Annotated in this window: 25 protein-coding genes; 10 read left to right on the forward strand and 15 right to left on the reverse strand. The window is 60.9% G+C overall.

What is annotated here, in order from left to right; translation table 11 throughout:
- Positions 1-106: 106 nt before the first annotated feature.
- A complete protein-coding gene (gene kdgR / locus SSARUM_RS10180) occupies positions 107-898 on the forward strand; it encodes a DNA-binding transcriptional regulator KdgR (protein ID WP_060429948.1) in 792 nt (263 codons plus the stop codon).
- Between the two features lie 46 nt (positions 899-944).
- Here the strand turns inward: kdgR and SSARUM_RS10185 are convergent, their stop codons facing one another.
- The 5 genes from SSARUM_RS10185 to phnR form a co-directional block, all read right to left on the reverse strand.
- The gene (locus SSARUM_RS10185; protein ID WP_033638295.1) at positions 945-1,748 is read right to left on the reverse strand and encodes an ABC transporter permease; all 804 of its coding nucleotides are present in this window, start codon (positions 1,746-1,748) and stop codon (positions 945-947) included.
- Positions 1,749-1,750: 2 nt separating this feature from the next.
- Positions 1,751-2,614, reverse strand: a complete 864-nt coding sequence (gene phnU / locus SSARUM_RS10190; RefSeq protein WP_033646329.1) for a 2-aminoethylphosphonate ABC transporter permease subunit — start codon at positions 2,612-2,614, stop codon at positions 1,751-1,753.
- 1 nt (position 2,615) lies between these two features.
- Entirely contained in the window at positions 2,616-3,746 is a 1,131-nt protein-coding gene (gene phnT / locus SSARUM_RS10195) for a 2-aminoethylphosphonate ABC transport system ATP-binding subunit PhnT (protein WP_369819441.1), read from the reverse strand.
- A 2-nt stretch (positions 3,747-3,748) separates the two neighbouring features.
- Positions 3,749-4,759: a 2-aminoethylphosphonate ABC transporter substrate-binding protein gene (locus SSARUM_RS10200; protein WP_060429950.1), complete on the reverse strand. Its 1,011-nt coding sequence runs from the start codon at positions 4,757-4,759 to the stop codon at positions 3,749-3,751.
- A gap of 175 nt (positions 4,760-4,934) precedes the next feature.
- Complete coding sequence (phnR, locus tag SSARUM_RS10205; RefSeq protein ID WP_033638301.1) at positions 4,935-5,654, reverse strand: phosphonate utilization transcriptional regulator PhnR; 720 nt, start codon at positions 5,652-5,654, stop codon at positions 4,935-4,937.
- 155 nt (positions 5,655-5,809) lie between these two features.
- On the opposite strand from phnR, the gene phnW reads away from it, so the two are divergent.
- Complete coding sequence (phnW, locus tag SSARUM_RS10210; RefSeq protein ID WP_033646326.1) at positions 5,810-6,913, forward strand: 2-aminoethylphosphonate--pyruvate transaminase; 1,104 nt, start codon at positions 5,810-5,812, stop codon at positions 6,911-6,913.
- Between the two features lie 9 nt (positions 6,914-6,922).
- A complete protein-coding gene (phnX, locus tag SSARUM_RS10215; protein WP_033646325.1) occupies positions 6,923-7,732 on the forward strand; it encodes a phosphonoacetaldehyde hydrolase in 810 nt (269 codons plus the stop codon).
- 64 nt (positions 7,733-7,796) lie between these two features.
- Here the strand turns inward: phnX and SSARUM_RS10220 are convergent, their stop codons facing one another.
- From SSARUM_RS10220 to SSARUM_RS10235, 4 genes are all read right to left on the reverse strand, one after another.
- Positions 7,797-9,188 (reverse strand): L-cystine transporter, encoded by a 1,392-nt coding sequence (locus SSARUM_RS10220; RefSeq protein ID WP_060387638.1) that lies wholly within the window; start codon positions 9,186-9,188, stop codon positions 7,797-7,799.
- Between the two features lie 181 nt (positions 9,189-9,369).
- Positions 9,370-9,918: a metal-dependent hydrolase gene (locus SSARUM_RS10225; RefSeq protein ID WP_033638305.1), complete on the reverse strand. Its 549-nt coding sequence runs from the start codon at positions 9,916-9,918 to the stop codon at positions 9,370-9,372.
- Positions 9,919-10,341: 423 nt separating this feature from the next.
- Positions 10,342-11,007, reverse strand: coding sequence for a hexitol phosphatase HxpB (hxpB, locus tag SSARUM_RS10230; RefSeq protein WP_033638306.1), 666 nt, complete (start codon positions 11,005-11,007; stop codon positions 10,342-10,344).
- 63 nt (positions 11,008-11,070) lie between these two features.
- Positions 11,071-12,351, reverse strand: a complete 1,281-nt coding sequence (locus SSARUM_RS10235) for an HdeD family acid-resistance protein (protein WP_033646324.1) — start codon at positions 12,349-12,351, stop codon at positions 11,071-11,073.
- A gap of 185 nt (positions 12,352-12,536) precedes the next feature.
- Between SSARUM_RS10235 and SSARUM_RS10240 the strand changes: the two genes are divergently transcribed.
- Positions 12,537-13,097, forward strand: coding sequence for a YniB family protein (locus tag SSARUM_RS10240; RefSeq protein WP_033638308.1), 561 nt, complete (start codon positions 12,537-12,539; stop codon positions 13,095-13,097).
- Between the two features lie 35 nt (positions 13,098-13,132).
- Here the strand turns inward: SSARUM_RS10240 and SSARUM_RS10245 are convergent, their stop codons facing one another.
- From SSARUM_RS10245 to ghoS, 6 genes are all read right to left on the reverse strand, one after another.
- A complete protein-coding gene (locus tag SSARUM_RS10245) occupies positions 13,133-14,002 on the reverse strand; it encodes a fructosamine kinase family protein (protein ID WP_060429953.1) in 870 nt (289 codons plus the stop codon).
- A 239-nt stretch (positions 14,003-14,241) separates the two neighbouring features.
- Positions 14,242-15,096: a metal ABC transporter permease gene (locus SSARUM_RS10250; RefSeq protein ID WP_033646322.1), complete on the reverse strand. Its 855-nt coding sequence runs from the start codon at positions 15,094-15,096 to the stop codon at positions 14,242-14,244.
- Positions 15,096-15,956 (reverse strand): iron/manganese ABC transporter permease subunit YfeC, encoded by an 861-nt coding sequence (gene yfeC / locus SSARUM_RS10255; RefSeq protein WP_015377686.1) that lies wholly within the window; start codon positions 15,954-15,956, stop codon positions 15,096-15,098. The genes SSARUM_RS10250 and yfeC overlap by 1 nt, the downstream gene beginning before the upstream one ends.
- Positions 15,956-16,846 carry a manganese/iron ABC transporter ATP-binding protein gene (locus SSARUM_RS10260; protein WP_033638312.1) on the reverse strand — a complete coding sequence of 297 codons (891 nt, stop codon included), beginning with the start codon at positions 16,844-16,846 and terminating at the stop codon, positions 15,956-15,958. The genes yfeC and SSARUM_RS10260 overlap by 1 nt, the downstream gene beginning before the upstream one ends.
- Positions 16,843-17,787 carry a metal ABC transporter substrate-binding protein gene (locus tag SSARUM_RS10265; protein WP_033638313.1) on the reverse strand — a complete coding sequence of 315 codons (945 nt, stop codon included), beginning with the start codon at positions 17,785-17,787 and terminating at the stop codon, positions 16,843-16,845. The genes SSARUM_RS10260 and SSARUM_RS10265 overlap by 4 nt, the downstream gene beginning before the upstream one ends.
- 131 nt (positions 17,788-17,918) lie before the next feature.
- Positions 17,919-18,218 (reverse strand): type V toxin-antitoxin system endoribonuclease antitoxin GhoS, encoded by a 300-nt coding sequence (gene ghoS, locus SSARUM_RS10270; RefSeq protein WP_033646321.1) that lies wholly within the window; start codon positions 18,216-18,218, stop codon positions 17,919-17,921.
- A gap of 109 nt (positions 18,219-18,327) precedes the next feature.
- Between ghoS and SSARUM_RS10275 the strand changes: the two genes are divergently transcribed.
- The 6 genes from SSARUM_RS10275 (at position 18,328) to SSARUM_RS10300 (ending at position 25,985) form a co-directional block, all read left to right on the forward strand.
- On the forward strand, positions 18,328-18,993 hold the full coding sequence (locus tag SSARUM_RS10275) for a transglycosylase SLT domain-containing protein (protein WP_004931439.1): 666 nt from the start codon (positions 18,328-18,330) through the stop codon (positions 18,991-18,993).
- A gap of 307 nt (positions 18,994-19,300) precedes the next feature.
- Positions 19,301-20,026, forward strand: coding sequence for a gluconate 2-dehydrogenase subunit 3 family protein (locus SSARUM_RS10280; protein WP_033646320.1), 726 nt, complete (start codon positions 19,301-19,303; stop codon positions 20,024-20,026).
- A 2-nt stretch (positions 20,027-20,028) separates the two neighbouring features.
- Positions 20,029-21,810, forward strand: coding sequence for a GMC family oxidoreductase (locus SSARUM_RS10285; RefSeq protein ID WP_004931432.1), 1,782 nt, complete (start codon positions 20,029-20,031; stop codon positions 21,808-21,810).
- Between the two features lie 12 nt (positions 21,811-21,822).
- Entirely contained in the window at positions 21,823-23,160 is a 1,338-nt protein-coding gene (locus SSARUM_RS10290) for a c-type cytochrome (RefSeq protein ID WP_060429956.1), read from the forward strand.
- A gap of 257 nt (positions 23,161-23,417) precedes the next feature.
- On the forward strand, positions 23,418-24,701 hold the full coding sequence (locus tag SSARUM_RS10295; protein ID WP_060429957.1) for an SLC5/6 family protein: 1,284 nt from the start codon (positions 23,418-23,420) through the stop codon (positions 24,699-24,701).
- A gap of 150 nt (positions 24,702-24,851) precedes the next feature.
- A complete protein-coding gene (locus SSARUM_RS10300; protein ID WP_033646319.1) occupies positions 24,852-25,985 on the forward strand; it encodes an ABC transporter substrate-binding protein in 1,134 nt (377 codons plus the stop codon).
- The last annotated feature ends 31 nt before the right edge of the window (positions 25,986-26,016 follow it).

Here is a 26,016-nt window from a genome sequence, read left to right on the forward strand (position 1 = left end):
TCAATCGCTTAGCGTTCAACTGCGTTGCGCGTCGCGATCTGTTCCGATTATACTGAAACCCTTGTTTAAATTTCCTGAAACAGAACCGTTAAGTAGGGTATTCGCCATGGCTAACGCAGATTCAGACAAGCAACCGGATGTCGTCTCATCCGTAATGAAAGTGTTCGGTATTTTGCAGGCGCTCGGCGATGAGCGCGAGATTGGCATTACTGAACTGTCCCAGCGGGTGATGATGTCCAAAAGCACCGTCTACCGTTTTCTGCAGACCATGAAAGCGCTGGGCTACGTTTCGCAGGAAGGCGAGACGGAAAAATATGCGCTGACGCTCAAGCTGTTCGAGCTGGGCGCCAAATCGTTGCAGAACGTCGATCTGATCCGCAGCGCCGACGTGCAGATGCGCGAACTGTCGAACCGCACCCGCGAAACCATCCACCTTGGCGCCCTGGATGAGGACGGTATCGTCTATATCCACAAGATCGACGCGATGTACAACCTGCGCATGTATTCGCGCATCGGTCGCCGCAACCCGCTGCACAGCACCGCCATCGGTAAAGTGCTGCTGGCCTGGCGCGATCGGGATGAGGTGGCGCAGATCCTGTCGCAGATTGAATTTACCCGCAGCACCGAGCATACCCTGACCAGCGCCGCCGAACTGCTGCCGGTGCTGGAGCGGGTGCGTGAGCAGGGATACGGCGAAGATGCCGAAGAGCAGGAAGTGGGGATCCGTTGTATCGCGGTGCCGGTATTCGATCGGTTTGGGGTGGCGATCGCCGGGTTGAGCCTCTCTTTCCCGACGCTGCGCTTTTCCGAAGCGGCGCGGGAGGAATATGTGGCGCTGTTGCACGTCGCCGCCCGGCGCATCAGTGAACAGCAGGGCTATTACGACTATCCGTTCTGACCCTTCGCTTCCATGAACAAGGCGCTGCCATGGCAGCGCCTTGTGGCTATTTCACGCCCGGCGTCAGCCGCTGCGAAATCCGTTCCAGCACTAACATCAGCAACAGCGTGGCCGCCACCAGGATCATGGTCAGCGTCGCGCCGTTGGCGATGCTGCCGCGATCGGTCAGGCTGAAGATAGTGACCGGCAGCGTTGCCCAGCTCGGCGGGTAGATCATCATGGTCGCGCCCAGCTCTCCCATCGACAGCGACAGGCTGAGGGCGAAGGCGGAGATCATATAGGGGGCGATCATCGGCAGGGTGACGTGGCGCAGGCGGAACAGCGGCGAAGCGCCCAGGCTGGCGGCGACGTTCTCGTAGTCGCCAGGCAGCCGGGCCAGCCCGGCCATCACGTTGCCGAAGGTGAAGGCGGAAATCAGCACGAAGTGCGCGACGGGCACGATCAGGAAGGTGCCGTTCATCTGCAGCGGCCCCTGGCTGAACGCCACCAGCATCCCGAGACCGATCGATACCGAAGGCACCGCGCTGGGAATGAAGAACAGCGTGCTCAGCAGGCGCTGGCCGCGCCCCTGATGGTGGCGCAGCGCCAACGCCGCCCAGGTGCCGCACAGCAGCGCGAACAGGCTGGCGCTGAAACCGATAGCCAGGCTGGCGACCAGCGCGTCCCAGGAGGCGCCGCCAAAGGCCTGGCGGAAGTGGCTGAGGGTGAAACCGCTCGGCAGCACGCCGTTCCACTGTTCGCTCAGGCTGGACATCAGGATCACCGCCAGCGGCAGGCAGAAGAACAGCGCGAACAGCGTGACCGCCAGCGTGCAGGTCAGGGTGCGGCCGGTGCGAGACCAAATCAACATCGTCAGTTCCTCAGCCCGGCGCGCGCCGCGGCGTAGCGGTAAAGGGAGAACAGCCCGAGCGACAGCGCGATATTCACGACGGCGATCGCGCAGGCGACGGCGTAATCCGACTCCAGAATCGCTTTGGAGTAGACCATCATCGGCAGCGTGGTGACGCCCTTGGCGCCAATAAACAGCACGATGCCGAACTCATTGGTGGTCAACAGCAGGCACAGGCTGCCGCCGGCCAGCAAGGCCGGCAGCGCGGCGGGCAAAATCACCTGGCGCACCACGCGCCCCGGCCGGGCGCCGAGGATGCTGGCGGCTTCGAGCTGGCTGCGATCGATCTGCGACAGCGCCGCCATCAGCGGACGCATCACCAGCGGCGTAAACACGGTGATTTCCGCCAGGATCACGCCCCAGATGGAGTAAAGAAAGTCTACCGGCGGCAGGGTGAAACCGAAGGTCGCCATCAGCGTACCGTTCAGCAGGCCGGCGGAGCCGTAGATAAAGGTGAAGGCCAAGGTGATCAGGAAGGTCGGCATGGCGATAAAGGTATCGATCACCCAGGCGATCAGCCGGCTGCCGGGGAACGGCGTGAACACCAGCAGCAGCGACAGCAGGGTGCCGAGCACCAGGCAGCCCAGCGTCGCCAGCAGCGCAATCTGCAGCGTATTGAGCAGGGCGCTGACAAAGCGTCGGGATTCGAACACCTGCTGCAGCGCGGCGGCGCTGAACAGCCCCTGATCGTCGGTAAACGCCTGTTTGACGATCAGCGCCAGCGGATAGAAAAACAGCGTCGCCAGCACCAGCAGCGGCAGCAGGATCCATAAACGGCGCGGTGAACGCGGCCGCCGGGCCGGGCGAGTAAGCGTAGAGTCGGTCATGTCAGTCCTCGATCAGTACCGCGTCGTCAGGGGCGAAATAGAGCGGCACGCGCTCGCCGATCTGCGGCATCCGGCTCTGATGGGTGGTGACCACGCGCAGCGGGTGGCCTTGCGCGTCGAACTGCAGGTGCGTCAACTCCCCCTGCCAGTGAATATCGCGCAGCGTGCCGACGATGCAGTTGCTGCGCTGGGCATCGGCATCGAGCGCAATATGCTGCGGCCGAATGCACAGCAGTTTGTCGAAGCCGCGTTGTGTGCCGTAGGTGAAACAGCCGATCACTTTTCCAGCGCAGCTGACGGTGGTCATGCCTTGGCCGGCGGTGGTTTCCAGCGCGGTGGCCGGCAGCAGGTTGGCGCGGCCGAGGAACTCGGCGGCGAAGCGGTTTGTGGGATGACGGTACAGCGCGCGGGTCTCGCCGTGGGCGATCAGGTGTCCGTCGCGCATGATGCCAATCTTGTCCGCCAGCGTCAGCGCTTCGCCCTGATCGTGGGTGACGTACAGGATGGTCAGCTCCGGCAGCTCGCGGTGCAGGCGGGCGATCTCTTCCACCATGCTGTGGCGAATCTGCGCGTCCAGCGCCGACAGCGGTTCATCCAGCAGCAAGACTTTGGGTCGCACCGCGATGGCGCGGGCGATCGCCACGCGCTGCTGTTGGCCGCCGGAGAGCTGGCTGGGATAACGCCTGGCGTAGGCGGACATGCCGACGATGGCCAGCGCCTCCTCGACGCGCTCGGCGGTGAGGCCGCGCGGCTTGCCCTGGGCGCGCAGGCCGAACGCCACATTGTCCTCGACGCGCATATGCGGAAACAGCGCGTAGTTCTGTACCACCATGCCCAGACCGCGCTCATAGGGCGGCATGTCGGTGACATCGACGTCACCGATGGCAATACGCCCAGCGGAAGGCTGCACGAAACCGGCGATCGCCCGCAGCACGGTGGTTTTGCCCGAGCCGGAGGGGCCGATCAGCGCCAGCACTTCGCCCGGGGCGATGGTGAGCGTCAGGGGTTTCAGCACTTCGGTGCCGCGATACGACACGCTGACGCGGTCGAGTTGGATGCCCGACGGCCCGGCGATGTCGAGGCTGTTATCCCGCGCCTCGGCGCGGGAAGAGAGGGTAGAAGGCATTGTCAGCGTCATTCGGTCACCTTGTGCCAGCGTGAGATATCGGCGGACAGGCTGCTTACCACCTGATTCCAGTCCGGCGCCCAGATGTCCACGCCTTTCAGCGCCGCCTGCGACCGCTTGAAGTTATCGTCGGTCGGGATGACGTCCTTACGCACCGGCATGCCGTAGGACATGGCGCTAACGCTGCTCTGCGCTTCTTTGCTCAGCAGGAAGTCGATCAGCTTTTTGCCGTTGGCGCTTTGCGGCGCGCCTTGCACCAGGCCGACATAGTAAGGCAGCGCCAGCGTGCTGCGCTTGCCGTCCGGGCCGGCCGGCCAGAACACCTGCACGTTCGGGTTGCTGCGCATCTGCGCCAGGTTCATCTGCAGATCGCCGTTGGCCACCAACAGCTCGCCTTTATTGACCAGCGCGGTCAGCTTGCCGGTGGAAGCGGAAGGGCCGACGTTGTTGCTTTGCAGCTTGCCGAGGTAGTCGAAACCGGCGTCTTTGCTACCGAAGCTGTGAAACGCCTGCAGCAATACTGCGGTGCCGTCACCGGCCTGGCCCGGCGTGGAGTACTGCAGCTTGTTGTGGAACTGCGCATCCAGCAGCTGCTGATAGCTGGCGGGCGCCTGCGGCAACAGTTTGGCGTTATAGATGAAGCTCAGGTAGTTGTTTACCAGCGGCACGAACTGCGGCTGAGCATCGGCGATCTGCGCCGCATCCTGCGGGGTGAAATCCTGCAGCAGTTTTTCCGCGGCGGCGCGCTGGATGAACGGCGGCGGCGTCACCAGCACGTCGGCCTGCGGGTTGCTGCGCTCTTTCGACAGCCGCTCTACGATGGCGCCGGAACCGCCTTCGACGTACTGCACCTTGATGCCGGTTGCCTGAGTGAAGGCGCCGAACTGGGTTTGATACCAGCTGTGATCGCCGGCGTGCAGACCATCGGCGGAGTAGACGGTCACCACCGCGTCGGCGGCCCAGGCCGGCGCGGAGCCGAGTGCGATGGCGGTCATCACGACCAGACGAGAAAGTTTCATAGCTTCAGCCTCACTGTTGCGGATTTATGCGTGACTGGTATACACCAGATATGCGGCCACGCTAATCGGCGAATATGACAAACAAATGAAAGCGGCAAAATATATTTGCCGGCAACGGGGAATTGGGCGTAGGGGAGAAAGGCGGGGCGGTGGGCGCAGCCCCTGTCATGCGGGGTTAAAGCGTATCGACTTCGATGCGCAGGCTGTCGTGGCGCCAGTACTCGATATCGAAATCAAGAATGCGGCCGTGCTGGTCGTAATTCAACCGGCGCAGCAATAAGGCGGGCAGGCCGACCATGGCGCCGAGCGCGTTGGCGGCGCGGTAAGGCAGGGCCGTCGGGTAGAACGACAGGTGCATGTTGCTGTAAATCAATGCGTAATGCTGTTGATAGACTTCGGTCAGGCTGCCGTTGAGATCGTGGCTGAGCAGTTCCGGCACCCGCTGCGGCAGGCAGTGGTTTTCGCAATAACAGATGGCGCGGCCGTCGGCGTAGCGCACGCGGCGCAGCAGATACACCTGGTCGAAGGGTTCGAGCGCCAGCGGCTGCATCACGTCAAGCGGCACCGTGGTTTTTTCGCCGGACAGCAGCGCGGTGCGCGGCGCGCGCCCCTGCTCCTGGCACAGGCGGTGGAAGTTGGTGTTCTGCGTCGGATCCAGCCACAGCCGTTCCGGCGTGACGAACCAGCCGCGGCGATCGGCGCGATAGATGGCGCCGGTGGCCTCCAGCTGCGCCAGGCTCTCGCGAATGGTAACGCGGGTGGTGGAGAAGATGGCGCACAGCTCGCGCTCCGAAGGCAGCTTGTCGCCCGCCTGCAGCGCGCCGCGGGTGATGCGCGCCTGAAGCTGATCCTTGATCTGCAGGTAGTGGGGCATATCGCCCTGATGTTCTTTCATTTCATCTCGCTATGGCATCGGCCCGTCATTCCGGCACGCGCTTATTATACATAGCCAGATGAATTTTTTGTTTCACCGCGCTTTGTCGTTTGACCGGGGAAGGAATTTGCCGCCACAATGCTTGTAATCTGGTATAGACCAAATAGGTGAATAACATGTCCGATCGTAACTACCTGCTGTTGACCCCCGGCCCGTTGACCACGTCGAAAACGGTAAAAGAGGCGATGCTGTTCGACAGCTGCACCTGGGATGAAGATTACAACCTGGGCGTGGTGCAAAGCATCCGCCAGCAGTTGGTGGCGCTGGCGACGCCGTCCGCCGGTTACACTTCGGTGTTGCTGCAGGGCAGCGGCAGCTTTGCGGTGGAGGGCGTGCTGGGCACGGCCATCGGCCCGCAGGACAAGCTGCTGATCGTCAACAACGGCGCCTATGGGGCGCGGATGATCGAAATGGCGCGGCTGATGGATATCGACCACCACGCTTTCGACTGCGGCGAGGTCAATGAACCGGACGTGGCGGCGATGGAGGCGGTGCTGAAAAGCGATGCGCGCATCAGCCATATCGCCATGGTGCACTGCGAAACCACCACCGGCATGCTCAACCCGCTGCAGAAGGTCGCCGGCCTGGCGGCGCGCAACGGCAAGACCTTTATCGTCGACGCCATGAGCAGCTTCGGCGGCATCCCGCTGGATGTGGACGCGCTGGGCATCGATTTTCTGATCAGCTCCGCCAACAAATGCATTCAGGGCGTGCCGGGCTTCGCTTTCGTCATCGCCCGCCGCAGCGAACTGGAGAAATGCGCCGGCCGTTCACGCTCGCTGTCGCTGGATCTGTATGCCCAGTGGCGCTGTATGGAAGACCAGGCCGGCAAATGGCGCTTTACGTCGCCGACCCACACCGTGCTGGCCTTCGCGCAGGCGCTGAAAGAGCTGGAGCAAGAGGGCGGCATTGCCGCGCGCCACCACCGCTATCAAACCAATCAGCGGCGGCTGGTGGCGGGCATGCGCGAGCTGGGCTTTGAGACTCTGCTGGATGATGCGTTGCATTCGCCGATCATCACCGCATTCTATTCGCCAAAGGCCGACACTTACCGCTTCGCCGAATTTTATCAGCGCCTGAAGCAGCAAGGGTTTGTGATCTATCCCGGCAAAGTGTCGCAGAGCGACTGCTTTCGCATCGGCAACATCGGGGAAATTTACCCGCAAGATATCGAACGTTTGCTGGCGGCCGTCGGGCAGGCGATGTATTGGAATCAATAAGGATTGACCATGAAACAGATCAACGCAGTGATCCTCGACTGGGCCGGCACCACGGTGGACTTCGGCTCCTTTGCGCCAACGCAGATTTTCGTCGAGGCGTTTAAACAAACCTTCGATATCGACATCAGCCTGGCGGAGGCGCGCATTCCGATGGGGCTGGGCAAATGGCAGCACATCGAGGCGCTGGGCAAGCTGCCGGCGGTCGACGCGCGCTGGCGGCAGAAGCTGGGCCGCTCGATGAGCCACCAGGACATCGACGCGCTGTATCAGGCGTTTATGCCGCTGCAAATCGCCAAAGTGATCGACTTCGCCAATCCCATCGAGGGTGTGCCACAGGTGATTGCCGGGCTGCGCGAACAGGGCATTAAAATCGGCTCCTGCTCCGGTTATCCGCGTGCGGTGATGGAGGTGCTGGTGCCTGCCGCCGCGCAGCGCGGCTACGCGCCAGATTACTGGGTCGCCACTGACGATCTTGCGGCCGGCGGGCGGCCGGGGCCGTGGATGGCGTTGCAGAATGCCATCGCGCTGGGCATCGATGCGGTGGCGCACTGCGTGAAGGTGGACGACGCGGTGCCGGGCATTCATGAAGGGCTGAACGCCGGGATGTGGAGCGTCGGGCTGGCGCTGTCCGGCAACGAGTTTGGCGCGACCTGGCAGGAGTACCGCCAAATGGCGGCGGCAGAGATCGAGCTGCGCCGTACGGCGGCGGCCGATAAGCTGTATGCGGCGGGCGCACATTATGTGATAGACACGCTGGCGCAATTGCCGGGCGTTATCGCCGACATCAACCGGCGGCTGGCGGACGGCGAGCGGCCGTAACGACCGGGCGCGGGGCATAAAAAAAACCGGGGAGAATCCCCGGTTTTTTCGTTTTGAGACGGCGTTAACGGTGAGCCAATTCGACTTCGTCTTCGCTGTCCATCACGGTTTTGTCGGTTTGCTTCATCAGCTGGCTGGTGATGGTGCCCGCCGCCATGGAGCCGTTGACGTTCAGCGCGGTACGGCCCATGTCGATCAGCGGTTCGACCGAGATCAGCAGCGCGACCAGCGTTACCGGCAGGCCCATCGCCGGCAGCACGATCAGCGCGGCGAAGGTGGCGCCGCCACCCACGCCCGCCACACCGGCGGAGCTGATGGTGACGATGCCGACCAGGGTGGCGATCCACACCGGATCCAGCGGGTTGATGCCGACGGTCGGCGCAACCATCACCGCCAGCATTGCCGGGTAGAGGCCTGCACAGCCGTTCTGGCCGATGGTGGCGCCGAACGACGCCGAGAAGCTGGCGATGGATTCCGGCACGCCCAGGCGACGGGTCTGCGCTTCCACGTTCAATGGAATGCTGGCGGCGCTGGAGCGGCTGGTGAAGGCGAAGGTGATCACCGGCCACACCTTGCGGAAGAATTTCAGCGGATTAACGCCGGTGAAGGCCAGCAGGGCGGCGTGAACCACGAACATGATGCCCAGGCCGATGTACGAGGCCACCACGAAGCTGCCGAGCTTGACGATGTCGTGAATGTTGGAACCGGCAACCACTTTGGTCATCAGCGCCAGCACGCCGTACGGCGTCAGTTTCATGACCAGACGCACCAGCTTCATCACCCAGGCTTGCAGGGTGTCGATAGCCACCAGCACGCGCTCGCCTTTCGGCTTGTCGTCTTTCAGCAGCTGCAGCGACGCCACGCCGAGGAAGGTGGCGAAAATCACCACGCTGATGATCGACGTCGGGCTGGCGCCGGTCAGATCGGCGAACGGGTTTTTTGGGATGAACGACAGCACCATCTGCGGCACGGTCAGGTCGGCCAGTTTATCCACGTAGTTGGTCTGGATTGCCGTCAGGCGCGCGCTTTCCTGCGCGCCCTGCACCAGGCCTTCGGCGGTCAGGCCGAACAGGTTGGTGACCAGTACGCCCACCAGCGCCGAGATCAGCGTGGTGAACAGCAGCGTGCCGATAGTCAGGACGCTGATTTTGCCCAGAGAAGAGGCGTTATGCAGCTTGGCCACCGCGCTCAGGATCGAGGCGAACACCAGCGGCATGACGATCATTTGCAGCAGCTGCACATAGCCGTTGCCGACGATGTTGAACCAGCTGATGGATTCTTTCAGTACCGGGTTGTCGGAGCCGTACACCAGCTGCAGGCCCAGACCGAACACCACGCCGACCACCAGGCCGACCAGCACTTTTTTCGCCAGGCTCCATTGCTTGTGGCGGGTTTGCGCCAGCAGCAACAGGAGCGCGACAAACACCAGCACGTTAATCACGAGCGGAAAATTCATCCCCAATGTCTCCAATCATCTTTCTTATAAAAACGACTACGCATCACGTATGTCGCGATGTAAATATCGTAACAGTTTGCCGGGTGGCCTACTTATATCCAAATGGAATTTGATATAGCTTTTTGTGTGTTTTTGTTCGTTTTATATACATGAAGGTGATTGGTTGAGCGGGTTTTTGTGATCAGGGTCTAATATTTCTGATTTGCTCGACATAGGATTGCACCGGCAGGGTGAAATCACCTTGCCAGCAGATGGCAAACGCCACCAGGCATAGACACAACACACGCTCCAGCTGGTTGCCCTTTTGCGAGTTGAGCAGCGGCAGGCGAAAACGCCAGCGGCACGGCCACAGCAGCGGAACGCCGGCGGGGGTGAGCATATCGGCCAGCAGATGGCTGAAGTAACCGATGATCATGGCGTGCAGCGCGTCGGCCGGGATCGGCCAGCTGCGCGGCACGTCCAACTGGAACAGCGCCATGCCGCCGGCGATCGCCAGCAGGCTGTGGGTGAAACCGCGGTGGCCGAATGCGCGGGCGATGGGAATGGCGAGCCAGCGCAGACGCTGGCCCAGCACCGACTTGGGGTGATCGATGTCCGGCAGCAGCGAGGTCAGCAGCGCGGCGGGTATGATGTGCCACCAGTCGCCGGTAGCCAGCTCTGGCGTCACTTCCGCCTTCTTGGCGAAGATCGCGCAAGCGACAGAGAATATAAGGTGTCCTTCCGCGGTCATGCTGTTGCGATTCCGGCTGGTAAACTGTTAATTTATCCAGTATATGGGAAAATTCCCAGTAGTGGAAGCAGTTACCCTGTAACCAATTGTTTATTTTCCCCTGTTTTACAACGGGTTGTTACGGCAATGCGTAACAAATCATCGATTTTGACCGGTGAGAATTAACGGCGGGCGATGGGCGGGTGCGGAACGGAAAGAAACGAGGGCGGTTGTTTGGCGTGCGGCGGGAGGAAGCGGCGGCCTTGAACAGCGCTGCGTGGCAGTGACAACGCTCCGCGGGCCGTCGCTTTCCCTGCCGCCCAGCATAATAATAACAACATGCCAATTCAATAATAATGAAACACTGTTTCGTTTGTTTTGCGGCGTGGATCCCCTTTATGCGCAGAGCGGCAAAGCCAGGGCGCCGGTGGCCGGCGCCGCAGGTCAGGCAAAGTGGGCGGGGGTGAGCTGTTCCAGGGTCTCCAGCTGGTGGTCCGCCAGCGCCCAGCGCGGATCGTGGCGGTATTCGGCGGCGGGGATGACGATGGAACGCATGCGCGCGGCCTTGGTGGCGATCATGCCGTTAAAGGAGTCTTCCAGCGTGATGCAGCGCAGCGGATCGCTGCCCAGGCGCTCGGCGGCGATCAGGTAGACCTCCGGATGCGGTTTGCTATACGGCAGGTATTCGGCGGAAACCAGCTGATCGAAGTAGCCCTCAAGATCGAACATCTTCAGCACCTGCCGTTGCATGTGCAGCGGCGAGGCGGAGGCGAGGCCGATGTTCAGCCCCTGCTCGCGGCACAGCTCCAGCGCCTGCCGGACGCCCGGCAGCAGCGGGCGCGTCTCGTGCACCAGCTCGATGGCCCGTTCGATAATCCGCGCCGACACCTCATCGAGCGATACGCCTTGCCACGGCATCGCCTGGTACCACATCTTCACCACCAGATCGATGCGCAGCCCCAGGGTGTCCGGCAGCTTGTGGCGATCGGACAGATCCAGACCCAGCGCGCCGAAGATATCCAGCTCGGCCTGCAGCCACAGCGGTTCCGAGTCGATCAACAAGCCGTCCATATCAAAAATTGCGGTTTCAATGCGTTGCGAATAAGCCATTAACGGTTAACTCCTGCCGGCGCGGGTGAATGTGCCGACACTCTATCATCGCCGGCGGCGAGACTAAAATCTTTGCCTGCGCGTTTGGCTTTTGCCAAAGCGAAGGATATTCCACACCTCGCGTAATTTTAACCACCAGCGTTGGTGTTGGCGCTCGGTGACCTGTTGCAACATGCGGGCATAGTCCAGCACCAGCCCCGGCGTCCAGGTCATGCTTTCGCCACGGCTGCGCAACACCGCCAGCATCCACAGATTGGGATCCAGCACCAATAACAGAAAACGGCGCCACAGATGTTTATCGCCCAGCACGCCCTCCAGCGCGCTGTCGAGCGCGCCGATGACCGTGGTGGAGCAGTTGCGCCGAGTCAGGTTGTAAGTCGCGTCCTGCCGATACCGCAGCCAGAATGCGCGCAGCGCCGCCGGGTTATAGCGATAGAACTGAATTTTCTTGTCCGGCGGGCACCAGGCGGCGATCTCGCCCGGCAGGTCGGGCAGGAAACGCCCGTCGACGTTGTTCTGTTCGCCGGCATGCAGCAACTGGCGGAAATCCTGAACGGAATGGCTGATGTCGTTGAGCGGGTAGTGACTGATATACACATCCGGCGCGAGCGCCAGGGCGGCATGACCGGTGGAGATATTGCCGCCGCCGTCGACCGCCGCGATGTATCGGTCGACAATGTAACGCCGGCGTGGATCTTTAGCCGCACCAATCGGTGTCCAGACATACACCGTGAGCGGCGTAGCCTCGTCCGCCGGGGGCGGTGGCTGCCGCGCGGGGTGCTGATTCAGAGAGAAGCTTGCCAGCCTCCGGGCGATACGCAATAAAGCCCAGCCGGAAAGCACCATCATCACGCCGAGGCAAAAGGGCACCGTCATCCGGTGCGGCGCCGGCCAGCCGACAAAAATCATCAACGAAAGCAGGATCTCGCCGCCGCCCGCCAGCGCCACGGCTTTCCATCGACTGTGTTGAATCACCGTGGAGGAGGCGATGCGCACGGCGCCGTCAAGCAGCAGCGCGCTGCCAAACACCACGGTGGCGACGATGTTATCGTCTGCGGGCACGTCCAACATTAAAAAGGCCATAAACACGAAGCCCAGCCCCTTCAGCAGCACTGGCCTGCTGGCGGAAGAGCCGATCACCAGCGCGGCGGATATCGCCACCAGCCCCTCCAGCGCCAGGATGACCGCCAGCGCATCCAGCGCCAGCACGGATCGGCCATCCTGCAGTATGTCGAACAGCACCAGCGCCCCTGCGGCTATCCACAGCCAACCGAACAGCACCAGCAGGCGGCGCTGGCCGTGCAGCGCCTGCGCGCCCAGCAATAAGATAATCAGTCGAATCATGGCGGCCTCTGCCCGAATGGATAACTTTATCTCTTCAATGATAGTGCCCGGACGGCGTTAAGCAGTTGATTTCGGCGAATTCGGCTAAGCTTGTAGCACAGCGGGAATGAAGAAAACGGTGGGCGAGCTTCGCCAACTGCAGGTAGACTTAGCCGATTCGGTTACGTCGCTAACAAGGGGAACACATGACGTATCAACAGGCCGGGCGTATCGCCATTTTGAAACGCATTCTCGGATGGGTGGTTTTTATCCCGGCGTTGCTGTCGACGCTGATTTCCGTGCTGGGCTTTGTCTACCAGCACAGTGAAAAAACCAAGGGTATCAACGCGGTGATGCTGGATTTTGTCCACGTGATGGTGGACATGGTGCGTTTCAATACGCCGTTCCTGAATCTTTTCTGGTACAACTCCCCGGTGCCTGACGTGGATAAAAGCCTGTTCAGCGGCGCCAATCTGATGTTCATCATCATCTACATACTGATCTTCGTCGGGCTGGCGCTGCAGGCTTCCGGCGCGCGCATGTCGCGCCAGGTCAAGTTCATCCGCGAAGGGTTGGAAGACCAGATGATCCTGGAGCAGGCCAAGGGCAGCGAAGGGCACACGCGCCAGCAGCTGGAGGAGCGCATTACGCTGCCGCACCACACCATCTTCCTGCAATACTTCCCGCTGTACATCCTGCCGATCGTGATTGCGGTGATCGCCTGGTTCGTGATCCGCCTGTTGGGGCAGTTGGCCGGCGCGGCCTGAGGCATGAACGGGGCGCCGAGCGGCGCCCCGGAACGTTACGACGCCTCGGGCTGCAACAGCGCCTCCACCGCGCGCTGCGCAGCCACCAGATGCTGGCCGCCGAACAGGTTGCTGCGGTTGAGCAGGTAGTACAGCTGATACAGCGGCTGGCGCTCGATAAACCCGGCACCCAGCGGCCACACGCTCTGATAGCCGTCGTAGATCTGCGGCGGTAGCTCCGGATACAGCGGCAGCATCGCCAAATCGCACTCTCGGTCGCCCCAGTAACTGGCCGGGTCGAACAGAATCGGCCAGTTGGTGGTCATCGCGCAGTTGCCCGGCCACAGGTTGCCGTGCAGCAGGGAAGGCTGCGGCTGGTGGTGCTGCAAGCGCAGATACACCCGATCGACGATGTCGTCGATATCGCCGAAGGTCATGCCTTTCTCCGCCGCCAGCTGCAGCTGCCAGCCGATGCGCTGCTCGGCGAAGAATTCCGACCAGCGGCGCTGCCAGGCGTTGGGTTGCGGGGTGGTGGTCAGATCGCTGTCGAAGTCGAGACCGAACTGCGGTTGCTCGCTCCACTGGTGCAGATGCGCCAGTTGTTGCCCCAGGCAGTAGGCGCCGTGGGCGTCGAGGGGTTTCAACTGCTGATACTCCAGCAGCAGGAAGCTGTAGTCGCGATCGCTGCCGACGCCGTACACTTCCGGCACCCGCACGCTTTTGCTGCGTGCCAGCAACGCCAGCTGATCGGCCTCGGCGGTGAATATCGGCAGTTGTTCACGGGCGTCGCATTTCACGAACACCTCGTTGTCACCGTAACTCACGCGCCACGCCGGGTGAATGTCGCCCCCGGGCAGTTCAATCCTTTCGCGTATCTCTGCGCTGCCAAGATGTTCACTTAACAGACGGCTAACGGCTTGCCACATGGTATCTCCCCCTCTGTGCTGCCTGATAATTCATTAGGTTAGCGTCTTTCCCGTGGTGAAAACACGACGCGGCGCACAGCCGGCGTCAAAGGTGGCGATTTTTTCAGCGTCTCGCCAGCTCAAAGTATATACCCTATTGATTGATTTAAGCGCAATACCGGTTGCAACTTGATGACAACAACGCAATGAGCGGGGGCAGGCGATGCGGCGAGCAGAGGGCATCGCCGCATCGGAGGGGATTAACCGCCGGTGAGGGCGTTTTGGTTACGCTGTAACGGACGCAGCTTGCTGTACAACAAGGCGATAACGAACAGCACGGCCTGTACGATGACGATGCAGGGCCCGGTGGCGCCGTCGATGTGGAAGCTGATCAGGGTGCCAAGCACGCAGGAGAACACCGACACTACCGTCGCCACCACCAGCATGCGTTCGAAGCGGCGGCACAGCATAAAGGCGATGATGCCCGGGGCGATCAGCATGGCGATCACCAGGATCACCCCCACGGCCTGCAGCGAGGCGACGATGGTCATCGCCAGCAGGCACAGCAGCCCGTAGTGCAGCAGCTTGACCGGCAGGCCAATCACCCGCGCATGATGCGGATCGAAGCAGTACAGCATGAAGTCTTTGCGCTTGAGCAGCACCACCGCCAGGGTGATGCCGGCGATCAGCAGGGTTTGCTTCAGCTCGCCGTCGGTAATGCCCAGCATGTTGCCGAACAAAATGTGGCTCAGGTGTTGGTCGGTATCGATGCGTGAGAACAGCACCAGGCCGAAGGCGAACATGCCGGAAAAGACGATGCCCATCACCGTGTCTTCTTTCACCCGGCTGTTCTCTTTCAGGTAGCCGGTGGCTACCGCACAGAAGATGCCGGAAAGGAAGGCGCCGATCGCCAGCGGAATGCCGACCACGAACGCCACCACGATGCCGGGCAGCACCGCGTGCGAGATGGCGTCGCCCATCAGCGACCAGCCTTTGAGCACCAGGTAGCAGGAGAGCACTGCGCACACTACGCCGGTGACGATGGCGGCGACGATCGCCCGCTGCATGAACGGGTAGGCGAAGGGTTCGCTGAGCAGTTGATACAGGGTGTCCATCAGCGGCCTCCGGTTTGCGAATGCGCCACGCGGCGGCGGGACGCCAGCAGGCCGTGTTTCGGCGCGAAGAAGAACGCCGCGAGGAACACCAGCGTTTGCAGGGTGACGATCACCCCCCCGGTGGCGCCGTCGAGGAAGAAGCTCAGGTAGGCGCCGATGCCGCTGGTCAATGCGCCGATGATGATGGCGATGATCACCAGCCGGCTGAAGCGATCGGTCAACAGATAGGCGGTAGCGCCAGGCGTGATCACCATGGCGATCACCAAAATGGCGCCGACGGTTTGCAGCGCGGCGACGGTGCAGGCGCTGAGCAGGGTGAAGAACAGGATCTTCAGCTTTAGCGGCGACAGGCCGATCGACACCGCGTGGCTTTCGTCGAAGAACACCGCCAGCAGGTCTTTCCACACCAGGCACAGGATCAGCAGCGAAACGCCGATAATGATTTCCACCTGCAGCACGTCTTCATCGGCGATGCCGAGGATGTTGCCGAAGATGATCGACTGCACGTTGACCGAGGTGGGGTTGAGCGACACGATCAGCAGGCCGACGGCGAAGAAGGTGGAGAAGATAAAGCCGATGATGGCGTCTTCGCGCAGCCGGGTGATGTGGCGCACCAGCGTCATCGCCAGCGCCGCCAGCATGCCGGTGAAGAAGGCGCCGGCGGCGTAGGGCAGGCCGAGGGCGTAGGCGCCGGCCACGCCGGGCACCACCGAGTGCGACAGCGCGTCGCCCATCAGCGACCACCCTTTCAACATCAGGTAGGCGGAGAGGAACGCGCAGGCGGCGCCGACGATGGCGCTGACCCAGATGGCCTTCACCATGTAGTTGTAACTGAAAGGTTGCAGCAGAAGGTCCAGCATCAGGATTGTTTCTCCCTGGCCTGGCTGTTGGCCGGCGGATCGCTCTTGGTGTGGCCGTAGAACACCGCCGGGCGCTCATCGTCGGTCAACACCGTAACGGTGCGCGGATCGTTGTCATCGTGCAGATCCGGGCCGGAGAGGTTGATATGGCGCAGCACGCCGCCGAACGCCTGCTCCAGATTGCTCTGGGTGAAGGTGGTTTCGGTCGGGCCGGCGGCCAGCACCGTGCGGTTGATGAGGATCACCCGATCGCAAAACTCTGGCACGCTGCCGAGGTTGTGGGTGGAGACCAGGATCAGGTGCCCCTCGTCGCGCAATGCGCGCAGCAGATCGATAATGGCATTCTCGGTTTTCACATCCACGCCGGTGAACGGTTCATCCAGCAGCAGCACGGTGCCCTGTTGCGCCAGCGCGCGCGCCAGAAACACGCGCTTCTTCTGGCCGCCCGACAGCTCGCCGATCTGCCGGCCGCGCAGCTCGCTCAGGCCGACGCGCTCCAGCGCCTTGTCGACCCGCAGCCGATCCTCGCGCGACGGAATACGCAGGAAGTTCATCTTGCCGTAGCGGCCCATCATCACCACGTCTTCCACCAGCACCGGGAAGTTCCAGTCGACGTCTTCGGTCTGCGGCACGTAGGCGATCAGATTCTTTTTCAGCGCCTCCGCCACCGGTTTGTCGCTTAGCGACACCCGGCCGGCGGTGGGCCTGACCAGGCCCATGATGCTTTTGAACAACGTCGACTTGCCGCTGCCGTTGACGCCGACCAGCGCGCAGATCGAACCGCCGCTCAGGGTAAAGCTGGCGTTGTGAATGGCGGTGTGTCCGTTGTTGTAGGTCACTGTGACGTCGTCCACGTTCAACTCAGGGCGGACAAACGGTTCATGGGTCATTGATCGAATCCTTTGGCGATGGTTTGCACGGTGGTGTTAAGCAGGTCGATGTAGGTCGGCACCGGACCGTCGCGGGTGGACAGCGAGTCTACGTACAGCACGCCGCCGTATTTGGCGCCGGTTTCTTTCGCCACCTGTTTGGCCGGCTTGTCGGAAATGGTGCTCTCGCTGAACACTACCGGAATATGGTGGGCGCGCACTGCGTCGATCACCCGGCGCACCTGCTGCGGCGAGCCTTGCTCATCGGCGTTGATCGGCCACAGATAGACTTCTTTCAGCTGATAGTCCTGCGCCAGGTAGCTGAAGGCGCCTTCGCTGGTCACCAGCCAGCGCTGTGCGGCCGGAATGCGCGCCAAGCGTTCGCGCAGCGGGGCGTCCAGCGCGCCGATTTTCTCTGCGTAGGCCTTGGCATTGCGGTTATAGGTTGCCGCGTTGGCCGGATCGTGCTCCACCAGCGCTTTGCGGATGTTCTCGATGTATACCAGCGCGTTGCTCGGCGACATCCAGGCGTGCGGATTAGGGTTGCCGTTATACGGCCCTTCGCGGATCGGCAGCGGGGTAATGCCTTCGGTGACTACCGCCGCCGGCACCTGCTTGATGTTTTCGAAGAAACGCTGGAACCAGCGTTCCAGGTTCATGCCGTTCCACAGGATCAGGTCGGCGTGCTGCGCTTTGACGATATCGCGCGGGGTCGGTTGATAGTCGTGGATCTCGGCGCCCGGCTTGGTGATGGACTCTACCACGGCGGCATCACCCGCCACGTTCTGGGCGATGTCCTGAATGATGGTAAAGGTCGTCACCACGCGCAGCTTTTTTTCCGCCAGCGCGTTTTGGCTGACCAAGGCGGCGCCGAGCAGCAGGCAGGCGAGCGTGAAAGGGCGTAACAGTGTGGCAGCGCGGAAAGGGCGACTGCGACGAAAAGCGCAACTTATCAATGGCATGATGACGTCTCCTGGTTCAAATGAAAATGATTATCAATATCAATTGAAGCGAAGTCAAGCGTCACTTGCCCACCGCCGGCGGGGTACATCTCCAACTGAAAAAATAATACCCTCCGGGAAGTTATAGCATTTTATGTATCAGTATGTAACCGCTGAAGGTAGTCCTTACAGGCGCATATCGCCACCTCCGGCTGTTTTCCCAATGCCAACTGGCCGAACCCCTGCGCCAGGCGCTGTACATCCTCTTGATCCAGCACGGTTATGAACGCAAAACTGTTGCTGCCGAGCTCATGGTGCACGCCATTTTCGTCTGTCACCGACGTGACAAAACCTTCGCGCGTCAATTGCCCGGTCAGCTTTGCCAGGTCGGTTAATCCTTCTTCCTGATAGCGAAAAGTCACCACAAAGCAGTTTGTTGCAGATTGACTCATAAATCACCTCTTGGTATATGGATAGCTTGAGATTAGCCCAAAAAATTACTGCAGGTGTCCTTACAAGTTGTATATGCTACGCAACTCATTGAAAGGAGTGAGGGATTCTGTGAAAACAAAAATAGGTTGCCTTACGGCAATTTTGCTTTTGTCGGGGTGCGCCAAAGATCCGCAAACGGCAAGCAATATTTCAGGCAGTGGCACAACGCGCGGCGGTTGGTTAAAACCCCCTCCGCAGGCACCGGTAAACCGCACAGGCACGCCGGTTGCCTATAACGATTACATTCGTCAGGCCGCCAGCAACTACGGCGTTGACGAAACGCTGATTAAAGCGATTATTCAGGTGGAGTCCGGGTTTAACCCGAACGTGGTCAGCACCTCGAACGCAGTGGGATTGATGCAGCTTAAGGCTTCTACCGCCGGCCGTGACGCCTATCGCATGAAAGGAAGAAGCGGGCAACCCAGCTCGCGTGAGCTGAAGGATCCGGCGGTCAATATTGATCTGGGAACGGCCTATATCAATATTCTTCAAAGCCAGCAGCTAGCCGGGATCAACAACCCACAGACTTTGCGTTATGCCACCATCGTTTCGTACGTGAACGGGGCGGGCGCCATGTTGCGTACCTTCTCATCGGACAAGCGCGTGGCGGTCAATCGCATCAATCAGATGAGCCCGGATGAGTTTTATCAGCACATCCAGAAAAAGCATCCGGCGCCACAGGCACCGCGCTATTTGTGGAAGGTGACCACCGCCTATCAGGCGATGTCGCAGTAACCCTCTCTCTTGTCTAATCGGCCGCTGAATGCGGCCGATTTTGTTTCCAGCATCCTTCCAGCGCGCGAGCTGCTTCTCATTTTTCGTTATTTCCTCACCGCTTATCGGAAAAACCGCACGAAAAGTTAAATTTACGTTAGCAGATAAATCTTTACGTTCATTCAATAAGTTACCGGTAACATTTTTGCGCTTGGATGCATTCTGACCTTCAATAAATATACAAATAAGTAACAAATTATTTTAAAAACCCGTATCGATCGCAAGGTTGCGGTTAAATAGTTGTGACTATCTTTGGATGGAATGTGACATGTCGAATCATAAAACCAACAATTCGCGGCGCGATTTCTTGTTGAAATCGATGACCTTAATTCCTGCGGCGGTAATTGGTGGCAGCGGCGTTGGCGCGCTGACGGCACCGACACCGGCGGTCGCGGCCTCGAACACCTCAACGCAGAACGATTACCAACCGACCTTTTTCACCCCGGAAGAGTGGGCCTTCATCAAGGCCGCCGTGGCGCGCCTGATCCCGGCCGACGAGCGCGGCCCAGGCGCACTGGAAGCCGGCGTGCCGGAGTTTATCGATCGCCAGATGAATACCCCGTACGCCACCGGCGCCATCTGGTACATGCAGGGGCCGTTCAACCCCGATGTGCCGAAGGAGATGGGCTATCAGCTGCCGCTGGTGCCCAAGCAAATCTACAACCTCGGCATCAGTGACGCCGACGCCTACAGCAAGAAAACCGCCGGCAAGGCCTTCGCCGAACTGGATGGCGCGCAGCAAGACGCCATGCTGCAAAAGTTCGAGTCCGGCGAGGCGGAGTTCCCGCAGCTGCCGTCGAAACTGTTCTTCTCCTATCTGCTGCAAAACACCCGCGAAGGTTTCTTCAGCGATCCCATCCATGGCGGCAACAAAGACATGGTGGGCTGGAAGCTGATTAATTTTCCGGGCGCGCGCGCCGATTTTATGGACTGGGTTGAGCGAGGGGAGCGTTATCCCTTCCCGCCGGTCTCGATTCGTGGGGAGAGGGGCTAAGCATGGCAACGGTAATGAAAAAAGTAGACGCGGTGATCGTCGGCTTCGGCTGGGTGGGCGCGATCATGGCCAAAGAGCTGACCGAGGCCGGCCTCAACGTGGTGGCGCTGGAGCGCGGCCCGATGCGCGACACCTATCCGGACGGGTCTTATCCGCAGGTGATCGACGAGCTGACCTATAACATCCGCCGCAAACTGTTCCAGGATCTGTCGAAAAGCACCGTCACCATTCGCCATAATAGCAGCCAGACCGCGGTGCCTTACCGCCAGCTGGCGGCGTTCCTGCCGGGCACCGGCGTCGGCGGCGCCGGTTTGCACTGGTCGGGCGTGCATTTCCGCGTCGATCCGATCGAACTGCGCATGCGCAGCCACTATGAAGAGCGCTACGGCAAAAACTTCATTCCGAAGGACATGACCATCCAGGACTTCGGCGTGACCTACGACGAGCTGGAACCGTTCTTCGACAAGGCGGAGAAAGTGTTCGGCACCTCCGGCACCGCCTGGACCATCAAAGGGCAGAAAGTGGCGCAGAAGGGCGGCAACCGCTTTGCGCCGGATCGCTCCGACGATTTCCCGCTGCCGGCGCAGAAAAATACCTACTCCGCCCAACTGTTCGAGAAGGCGGCACTGGAGGTGGGTTACCACCCTTACAACCTGCCGTCCGCCAACACCTCGGATTCTTACACCAACCCGTACGGCGCGCAGATGGGCCCGTGCAACTTCTGCGGTTTCTGTAGCGGCTACGCCTGCTACATGTATTCCAAGGCCTCGCCGAACGTCAACATCTTGCCGGCGCTGCGCATGGAGAAACGCTTCGAGCTGCGCACCAACGCCAACGTGCTGAAGGTCAACCTGACCGACGACAAGTCCCGCGCCACCGGCGTGAACTACGTCGATGCGCAGGGGCGCGAGATTGAACAGCCGGCCGATCTGGTGATCCTGGGCGCGTTCCAGTTCCACAACGTGCACCTGATGCTGCTGTCCGGCATCGGCAAGCCTTACGATCCGGTGACCGGCGAGGGTGTGGTCGGGCGTAACTTCGCCTACCAGAACATGACCACCATCAAGGCGTTCTTCGATAAAGACGTGTTCACCAACCCGTTTATCGGCGCCGGCGGCAACGGCGTGGGCGTGGACGACTTCAACGCCGACAACTTCGACCATGCCAAAGAAGGCTTCGTCGGCGGTTCGCCGTTCTGGGTCAACCAGGCGGGCACCAAGCCGATCTCCGGTCTGCCGACACCTCCGGGCACTCCGGCCTGGGGCAGCAAATGGAAAGCGGCGGTGGCGGATGCTTACACTCACCACGTTTCGATGGACGCCCACGGCGCGCACCAGTCGTACCGCAACAACTATCTGGATCTCGATCCCAACTACAAGAACGTCTTTGGCCAGCCGCTGCTGCGCATGACGTTCGACTGGCAGGAGAACGACATCAAGATGGCGCAGTTCATGTATGACAAAATGGCGCCGATCGCCAAGGCGATGAACCCGAAACTGATCGCCGGCAGCCCGAAAAACGCCAACAGCCACTTCGACACCACCAGCTACCAGACCACCCACATGAACGGCGGCGCGGTGATGGGAGAAGATCCGAAGACCAGCGCGGTCAACCGCTATCTGCAGAGCTGGGACGTGCACAACGTGTTCTCGATCGGCGCATCGGCCTTCCCGCAGGGGCTGGGCTACAACCCGACCGGCACCGTGGCGGCGCTGGCTTACTGGTCTGCCCGCGCCATTCGCGAGCAGTATCTGAAAAACCCAGGCCCATTGGTGCAGGCATAAGGACGGCGAACGATGAAAGCATTTGTACCGGCACTGGTTCTCAGTGCAGTGAGTTTTTCCGTTTGGGCGCAGGACGCCACCGTCAGCAGCGAGCTGATCAAGCGCGGTGAATACCTGGCGCGCGCCGGCGACTGCGTGGCCTGCCACACCGACGGCAAGAGCGGCAAAACCTTCGCCGGCGGCCTGGCGATGGAGACGCCGATCGGCACCATCTACTCCACCAACATCACGCCGGACAAGAAAACCGGCATCGGCGATTACAGCTTCGAGGATTTCGACAACGCGGTGCGTAAGGGCGTAGCCAAAAACGGCAGCACCCTGTATCCGGCGATGCCGTACCCGTCGTTCGCGCTGGTGAAAGAAGACGACATGCGCGCCATGTATGCCTATTTCATGCACGGCGTGCAGCCGGTGGAGCAGGCCAACAAGGATTCCGACATCCCGTGGCCGCTGTCGATGCGCTGGCCGCTGAGCATCTGGCGCGGCATGTTCGCGCCGTCGCCGGCGGACTTCGTCGCCGACGCCAAGGCCGATCCGGTGATCGAGCGCGGCCGCTACCTGGTGGAAGGCCTGGGCCACTGCGGCGCCTGCCATACCCCGCGCAGCATCACCATGCAGGAAAAAGCGCTGAGCAACAGCGAAAGCGACGATTACCTGTCCGGCAGCAACGCGCCGATCGACGGCTGGGTGGCTTCCAGCCTGCGCGGTGATAACAAGGACGGCCTGGGCAGCTGGAGCGAAGCCGAGCTGACCGAGTTCCTGAAAACCGGCCGTAACGACAAGGCGATCGTATTCGGCGGCATGAGCGACGTGGTGGAGCACAGCCTGCAATACCTGAGCGACGACGATCTGACCGCTATCGCACGCTACCTGAAATCGCTGCCGCCGAAAGACGGCAAGCAGCAGGCGGCGCCGGTCGAAGACAGCGTGGCCAAGGATCTGTGGCGCGGCGACGACAGCAAGCCCGGCGCGGCGCTGTATGTCGATAACTGCGCGGCCTGCCACCGCACCGACGGGGTGGGTTACAAGCGCGCCTTCCCATCGCTGAAGGGCAATCCGGTGGTGCAGACCGAGGACGCGACCTCGCTGATCCACATCGTGCTGACCGGCAACACCACGCCGGCGGTGCAGGGGGCGGTGTCCAACATCACCATGCCGCCGTTCGGCTGGCGTCTGAACGATCAGCAGGTGGCGGACGTGGTGAACTTCATCCGCACCAGCTGGGGCAACAGCGCCAAACCGGTGAGCGCCTCCGACGTGGCCGACGTGCGTAAAGACCGCTCGATGATCCGCGACGAGAAGGAGATGGGCAGCGCCGAGGTGCCGGACCATCCGGACGCGAAGAAGTAAACCGTTTAAGGGCTCCGCAAGGGGCCCTTAGTTTTTACTGGGTGCGCCGGTTTTTTCAGCATTTCCTGTTCGTAAATCGTTCGTTCGGCCGATAAAACATAGACCCACAACGGATTTTTCATTATCCTTTGCCGTCCTTTCATCAGGCGCAAGTATGAAGTATCGCTTTAATTCACTGATTATTATTAAAAAATTCGCGGAGAAGGATATCCCGTTAGGCGCAATCGTTGGCGCCGCAGATTAAGGTAGACTGTCTCATGAGTACGATTTCTCCCGATTCAGGCACGCTGACGGCCGCTCAGCCCGCCAAATGGAACAAAACCGACACCGTCTGGATGTTCGGTCTCTATGCCACCGCGGTGGGCGCCGGCACGCTGTTCTTGCCGATCAACGCCGGCCTGAATGGCCCGCTGGTGTTGCTGTTGATGGCGCTGTTCGCTTTCCCGCTGACCTATTTGCCGCACCGCGCGCTCAGCCGCTTCGTGCTTTCCGGCTCCAGCCGCGACGGCAATATTCACGATGTGGTGGTCGAACACTTCGGCGTACTGGCCGGCAAAATCATCATGATGCTGTATCTGATGGCGTTCTTCCCGATCGTGCTGGTGTACAGCATTTCGATCACCAATGCGCTGGACAGCTTCCTGATCCACCAGTTCCACGTGGCGCCGCTGCCGCGCATCTGGCTAAGCCTGGCGGTGGTGGTGGTGCTCAATCTGGTGCTGCTGCGCGGCAAAGACAGCATCGTGGCGGCGATGGGCATGCTGGTGTTCCCGCTGTTGGTGTTCCTGATGGGCATTTCGCTGTACCTGATGCCGAGCTGGAATACCGCCAATTTCGTTCACGACCTGGCCGCCACCCGCTTCGACACGCCGGGGCTGTGGCATTCGCTGTGGCTGGCGGTGCCGGTGATGGTGTTTTCCTTCAGCCATGCGCCGATCATCTCTTCCTTCGCCTCGACCCAGAAGAGCCTGTATGGCGATAAGGCGGAACGCCGCTGCGCGCGCATCATGCGCTACAGCTATGTGCTGATCTGCGTCACCGTGCTGTTCTTCGTGTTCAGCTGCGTGCTGAGTTTGTCCCATGAAGACATGCAGCAGGCGAAAGATCAGAACATCACGGTGCTGACCACCCTGGCCAACAAGTTTTCCAACCCGCTGATCGCCTATCTCGGCCCGGTGATGGCGATGCTGGCAATGGCGAAATCCTATCTCGGCACCTCGCTGGGGGTCACGGAGGGGGCGACCAGCCTGATCGACGGCGTCACGCGCGCGGTCGGCAAACCGCTCAGCTCGCGCATGACGCACCGCATCTCGGCGGTTTCGCTGTTCCTGCTCACCTGGGCGGCGACGGTGTGGAACCCCAGTGCGCTGCACATCATCGAAACCATCAGCGGCCCGCTGATTGCGGCTATCCTGTTTATCCTGCCGATGTACGCGGTGCGCGCGGTGCCGGCGATGCGCAAATACCGCGCGGCGAGCAACGTCTTCGTGCTGGTGATGGGCCTGATCGCGCTGTCGGCGCTGATTTACGGCCTGGTGTGATCCCCTGGGCGCGCCGCTTTCGGCGCGCCTCTCAATCCTGCGTTACACATCCCTTTGCAATTAATCGTCGGGTTGCCGGGCGTTATCTTTGATAATGCAAGCCATTCTCATTAGTATTTCCTGATTGCGTTCATGACTAAGGAGTCTTTCGTGCATCGTCGAATCACTTTGCCGGCGCTGATTTGCGCCGCCTTACTCGCCTCTCCGGCGATGGCCACCACCTATCCGCTGACCCTGACCGACACCTCCGGCCAGACGCTCACCCTCCAGCAAGAACCGAAACGTATCGTGGTGCAGGACGGGCGCGACATTCTCACGCTGGCGCTGCTCGATCGCGCCAACCCGTTCGGCCGGCTGGTGGCCTGGAATAACCTGTTGAAGAAAAGCGACGCGGCGACCTGGGATATCTTGCAGAGCAAATGGCCGGCAGCGAAAAACATCATCGATATGGGATTCAGCGACAAAGGTGAAGTGAATCTGGAGAGCGTGATCGCCAAGCGGCCCGATCTGATGATCGCCCAGCTGCGTTCCAAACCTTCGCTGAGCCAAACCGGCGTGCTGGATAAGCTTAAGGCGCTGAATGTGCCGGTGCTGTTTATCGACACCATGCTCAAGCCGGTGGAAAACACGCCGAAAAGCGTGACGCTGCTGGGGGAAACCCTCAACCGGGAAAGTGAAGCCAAGCAATATACCGATTATTATCAGCAGCATTATCAGGCCATTCTGGCCAAGACGCAGGCGGTGGAACCCAAGCCGCTGGTGTTCTTTGAAGCCAAGGCCGGCCTGAACGGGCTGGAGTCCTGCTGCTTCACCCATGCGCACGTCGGCTGGGGCGCGTTGGTGGAAGCGGTCGGCGCGCGCAACATCGGCTCTGCGCTGTTGCCGGGCGCGACCGGCGACGTGGCGCTGGAAAAGGTGATCGCCATGAAACCGGATGCCTACATCGTTTCCGGCTCGCAGTGGGCCAGCAAGACCAACGCCGCGGTGCCGTTCGGCTATGGCGTCACGCAACAGCAGGTGGATGAGGCTTTCAATCGCATGAAACAGCGCCCGGGCTTCGCGCAGGTGTCGGCGGTGAAAGAAGGGCGGTTCTACGGCATCTACCATAACTTCTACAACCATCCGTACAACATTGTCGGGTTGGAGTATCTGGCGAAGTTTATCTATCCGGCGCAGTTCCCGGATCTGGATCCGGCCAAGACCTACAGCGAGATCCTCAGCCGCTTTACCGAAGTGCCGGAAGGCAAAGGCATTTTGGGCGCGCAGGCGCCGACGGGGAAATAACGGCAACGGGCGCGACGACGCGCCCGTTTTT

This window comes from Serratia sarumanii, from assembly GCF_029962605.1.
Lineage (GTDB): Bacteria > Pseudomonadota > Gammaproteobacteria > Enterobacterales > Enterobacteriaceae > Serratia > Serratia sarumanii.

What these genes read in the sequence shown, in the direction of transcription:
- kdgR (WP_060429948.1), top strand. Translation starts at nt 107, where the DNA reads ATGGCTAACGCAGATTCAGACAAGCAACCGGATGTCGTCTCATCCGTA.
- SSARUM_RS10185 (WP_033638295.1), bottom strand. Translation starts at nt 1,748, where the DNA reads ATGTTGATTTGGTCTCGCACCGGCCGCACCCTGACCTGCACGCTGGCG.
- phnU (WP_033646329.1), bottom strand. Translation starts at nt 2,614, where the DNA reads ATGACCGACTCTACGCTTACTCGCCCGGCCCGGCGGCCGCGTTCACCG.
- SSARUM_RS10200 (WP_060429950.1), bottom strand. Translation starts at nt 4,759, where the DNA reads ATGAAACTTTCTCGTCTGGTCGTGATGACCGCCATCGCACTCGGCTCC.
- phnR (WP_033638301.1), bottom strand. Translation starts at nt 5,654, where the DNA reads ATGAAAGAACATCAGGGCGATATGCCCCACTACCTGCAGATCAAGGAT.
- phnW (WP_033646326.1), top strand. Translation starts at nt 5,810, where the DNA reads ATGTCCGATCGTAACTACCTGCTGTTGACCCCCGGCCCGTTGACCACG.
- phnX (WP_033646325.1), top strand. Translation starts at nt 6,923, where the DNA reads ATGAAACAGATCAACGCAGTGATCCTCGACTGGGCCGGCACCACGGTG.
- SSARUM_RS10220 (WP_060387638.1), bottom strand. Translation starts at nt 9,188, where the DNA reads ATGAATTTTCCGCTCGTGATTAACGTGCTGGTGTTTGTCGCGCTCCTG.
- SSARUM_RS10225 (WP_033638305.1), bottom strand. Translation starts at nt 9,918, where the DNA reads ATGACCGCGGAAGGACACCTTATATTCTCTGTCGCTTGCGCGATCTTC.
- hxpB (WP_033638306.1), bottom strand. Translation starts at nt 11,007, where the DNA reads ATGGCTTATTCGCAACGCATTGAAACCGCAATTTTTGATATGGACGGC.
- SSARUM_RS10235 (WP_033646324.1), bottom strand. Translation starts at nt 12,351, where the DNA reads ATGATTCGACTGATTATCTTATTGCTGGGCGCGCAGGCGCTGCACGGC.
- SSARUM_RS10240 (WP_033638308.1), top strand. Translation starts at nt 12,537, where the DNA reads ATGACGTATCAACAGGCCGGGCGTATCGCCATTTTGAAACGCATTCTC.
- SSARUM_RS10245 (WP_060429953.1), bottom strand. Translation starts at nt 14,002, where the DNA reads ATGTGGCAAGCCGTTAGCCGTCTGTTAAGTGAACATCTTGGCAGCGCA.
- SSARUM_RS10250 (WP_033646322.1), bottom strand. Translation starts at nt 15,096, where the DNA reads ATGGACACCCTGTATCAACTGCTCAGCGAACCCTTCGCCTACCCGTTC.
- yfeC (WP_015377686.1), bottom strand. Translation starts at nt 15,956, where the DNA reads ATGCTGGACCTTCTGCTGCAACCTTTCAGTTACAACTACATGGTGAAG.
- SSARUM_RS10260 (WP_033638312.1), bottom strand. Translation starts at nt 16,846, where the DNA reads ATGACCCATGAACCGTTTGTCCGCCCTGAGTTGAACGTGGACGACGTC.
- SSARUM_RS10265 (WP_033638313.1), bottom strand. Translation starts at nt 17,787, where the DNA reads ATGCCATTGATAAGTTGCGCTTTTCGTCGCAGTCGCCCTTTCCGCGCT.
- ghoS (WP_033646321.1), bottom strand. Translation starts at nt 18,218, where the DNA reads ATGAGTCAATCTGCAACAAACTGCTTTGTGGTGACTTTTCGCTATCAG.
- SSARUM_RS10280 (WP_033646320.1), top strand. Translation starts at nt 19,301, where the DNA reads ATGTCGAATCATAAAACCAACAATTCGCGGCGCGATTTCTTGTTGAAA.
- SSARUM_RS10285 (WP_004931432.1), top strand. Translation starts at nt 20,029, where the DNA reads ATGGCAACGGTAATGAAAAAAGTAGACGCGGTGATCGTCGGCTTCGGC.
- SSARUM_RS10290 (WP_060429956.1), top strand. Translation starts at nt 21,823, where the DNA reads ATGAAAGCATTTGTACCGGCACTGGTTCTCAGTGCAGTGAGTTTTTCC.
- SSARUM_RS10295 (WP_060429957.1), top strand. Translation starts at nt 23,418, where the DNA reads ATGAGTACGATTTCTCCCGATTCAGGCACGCTGACGGCCGCTCAGCCC.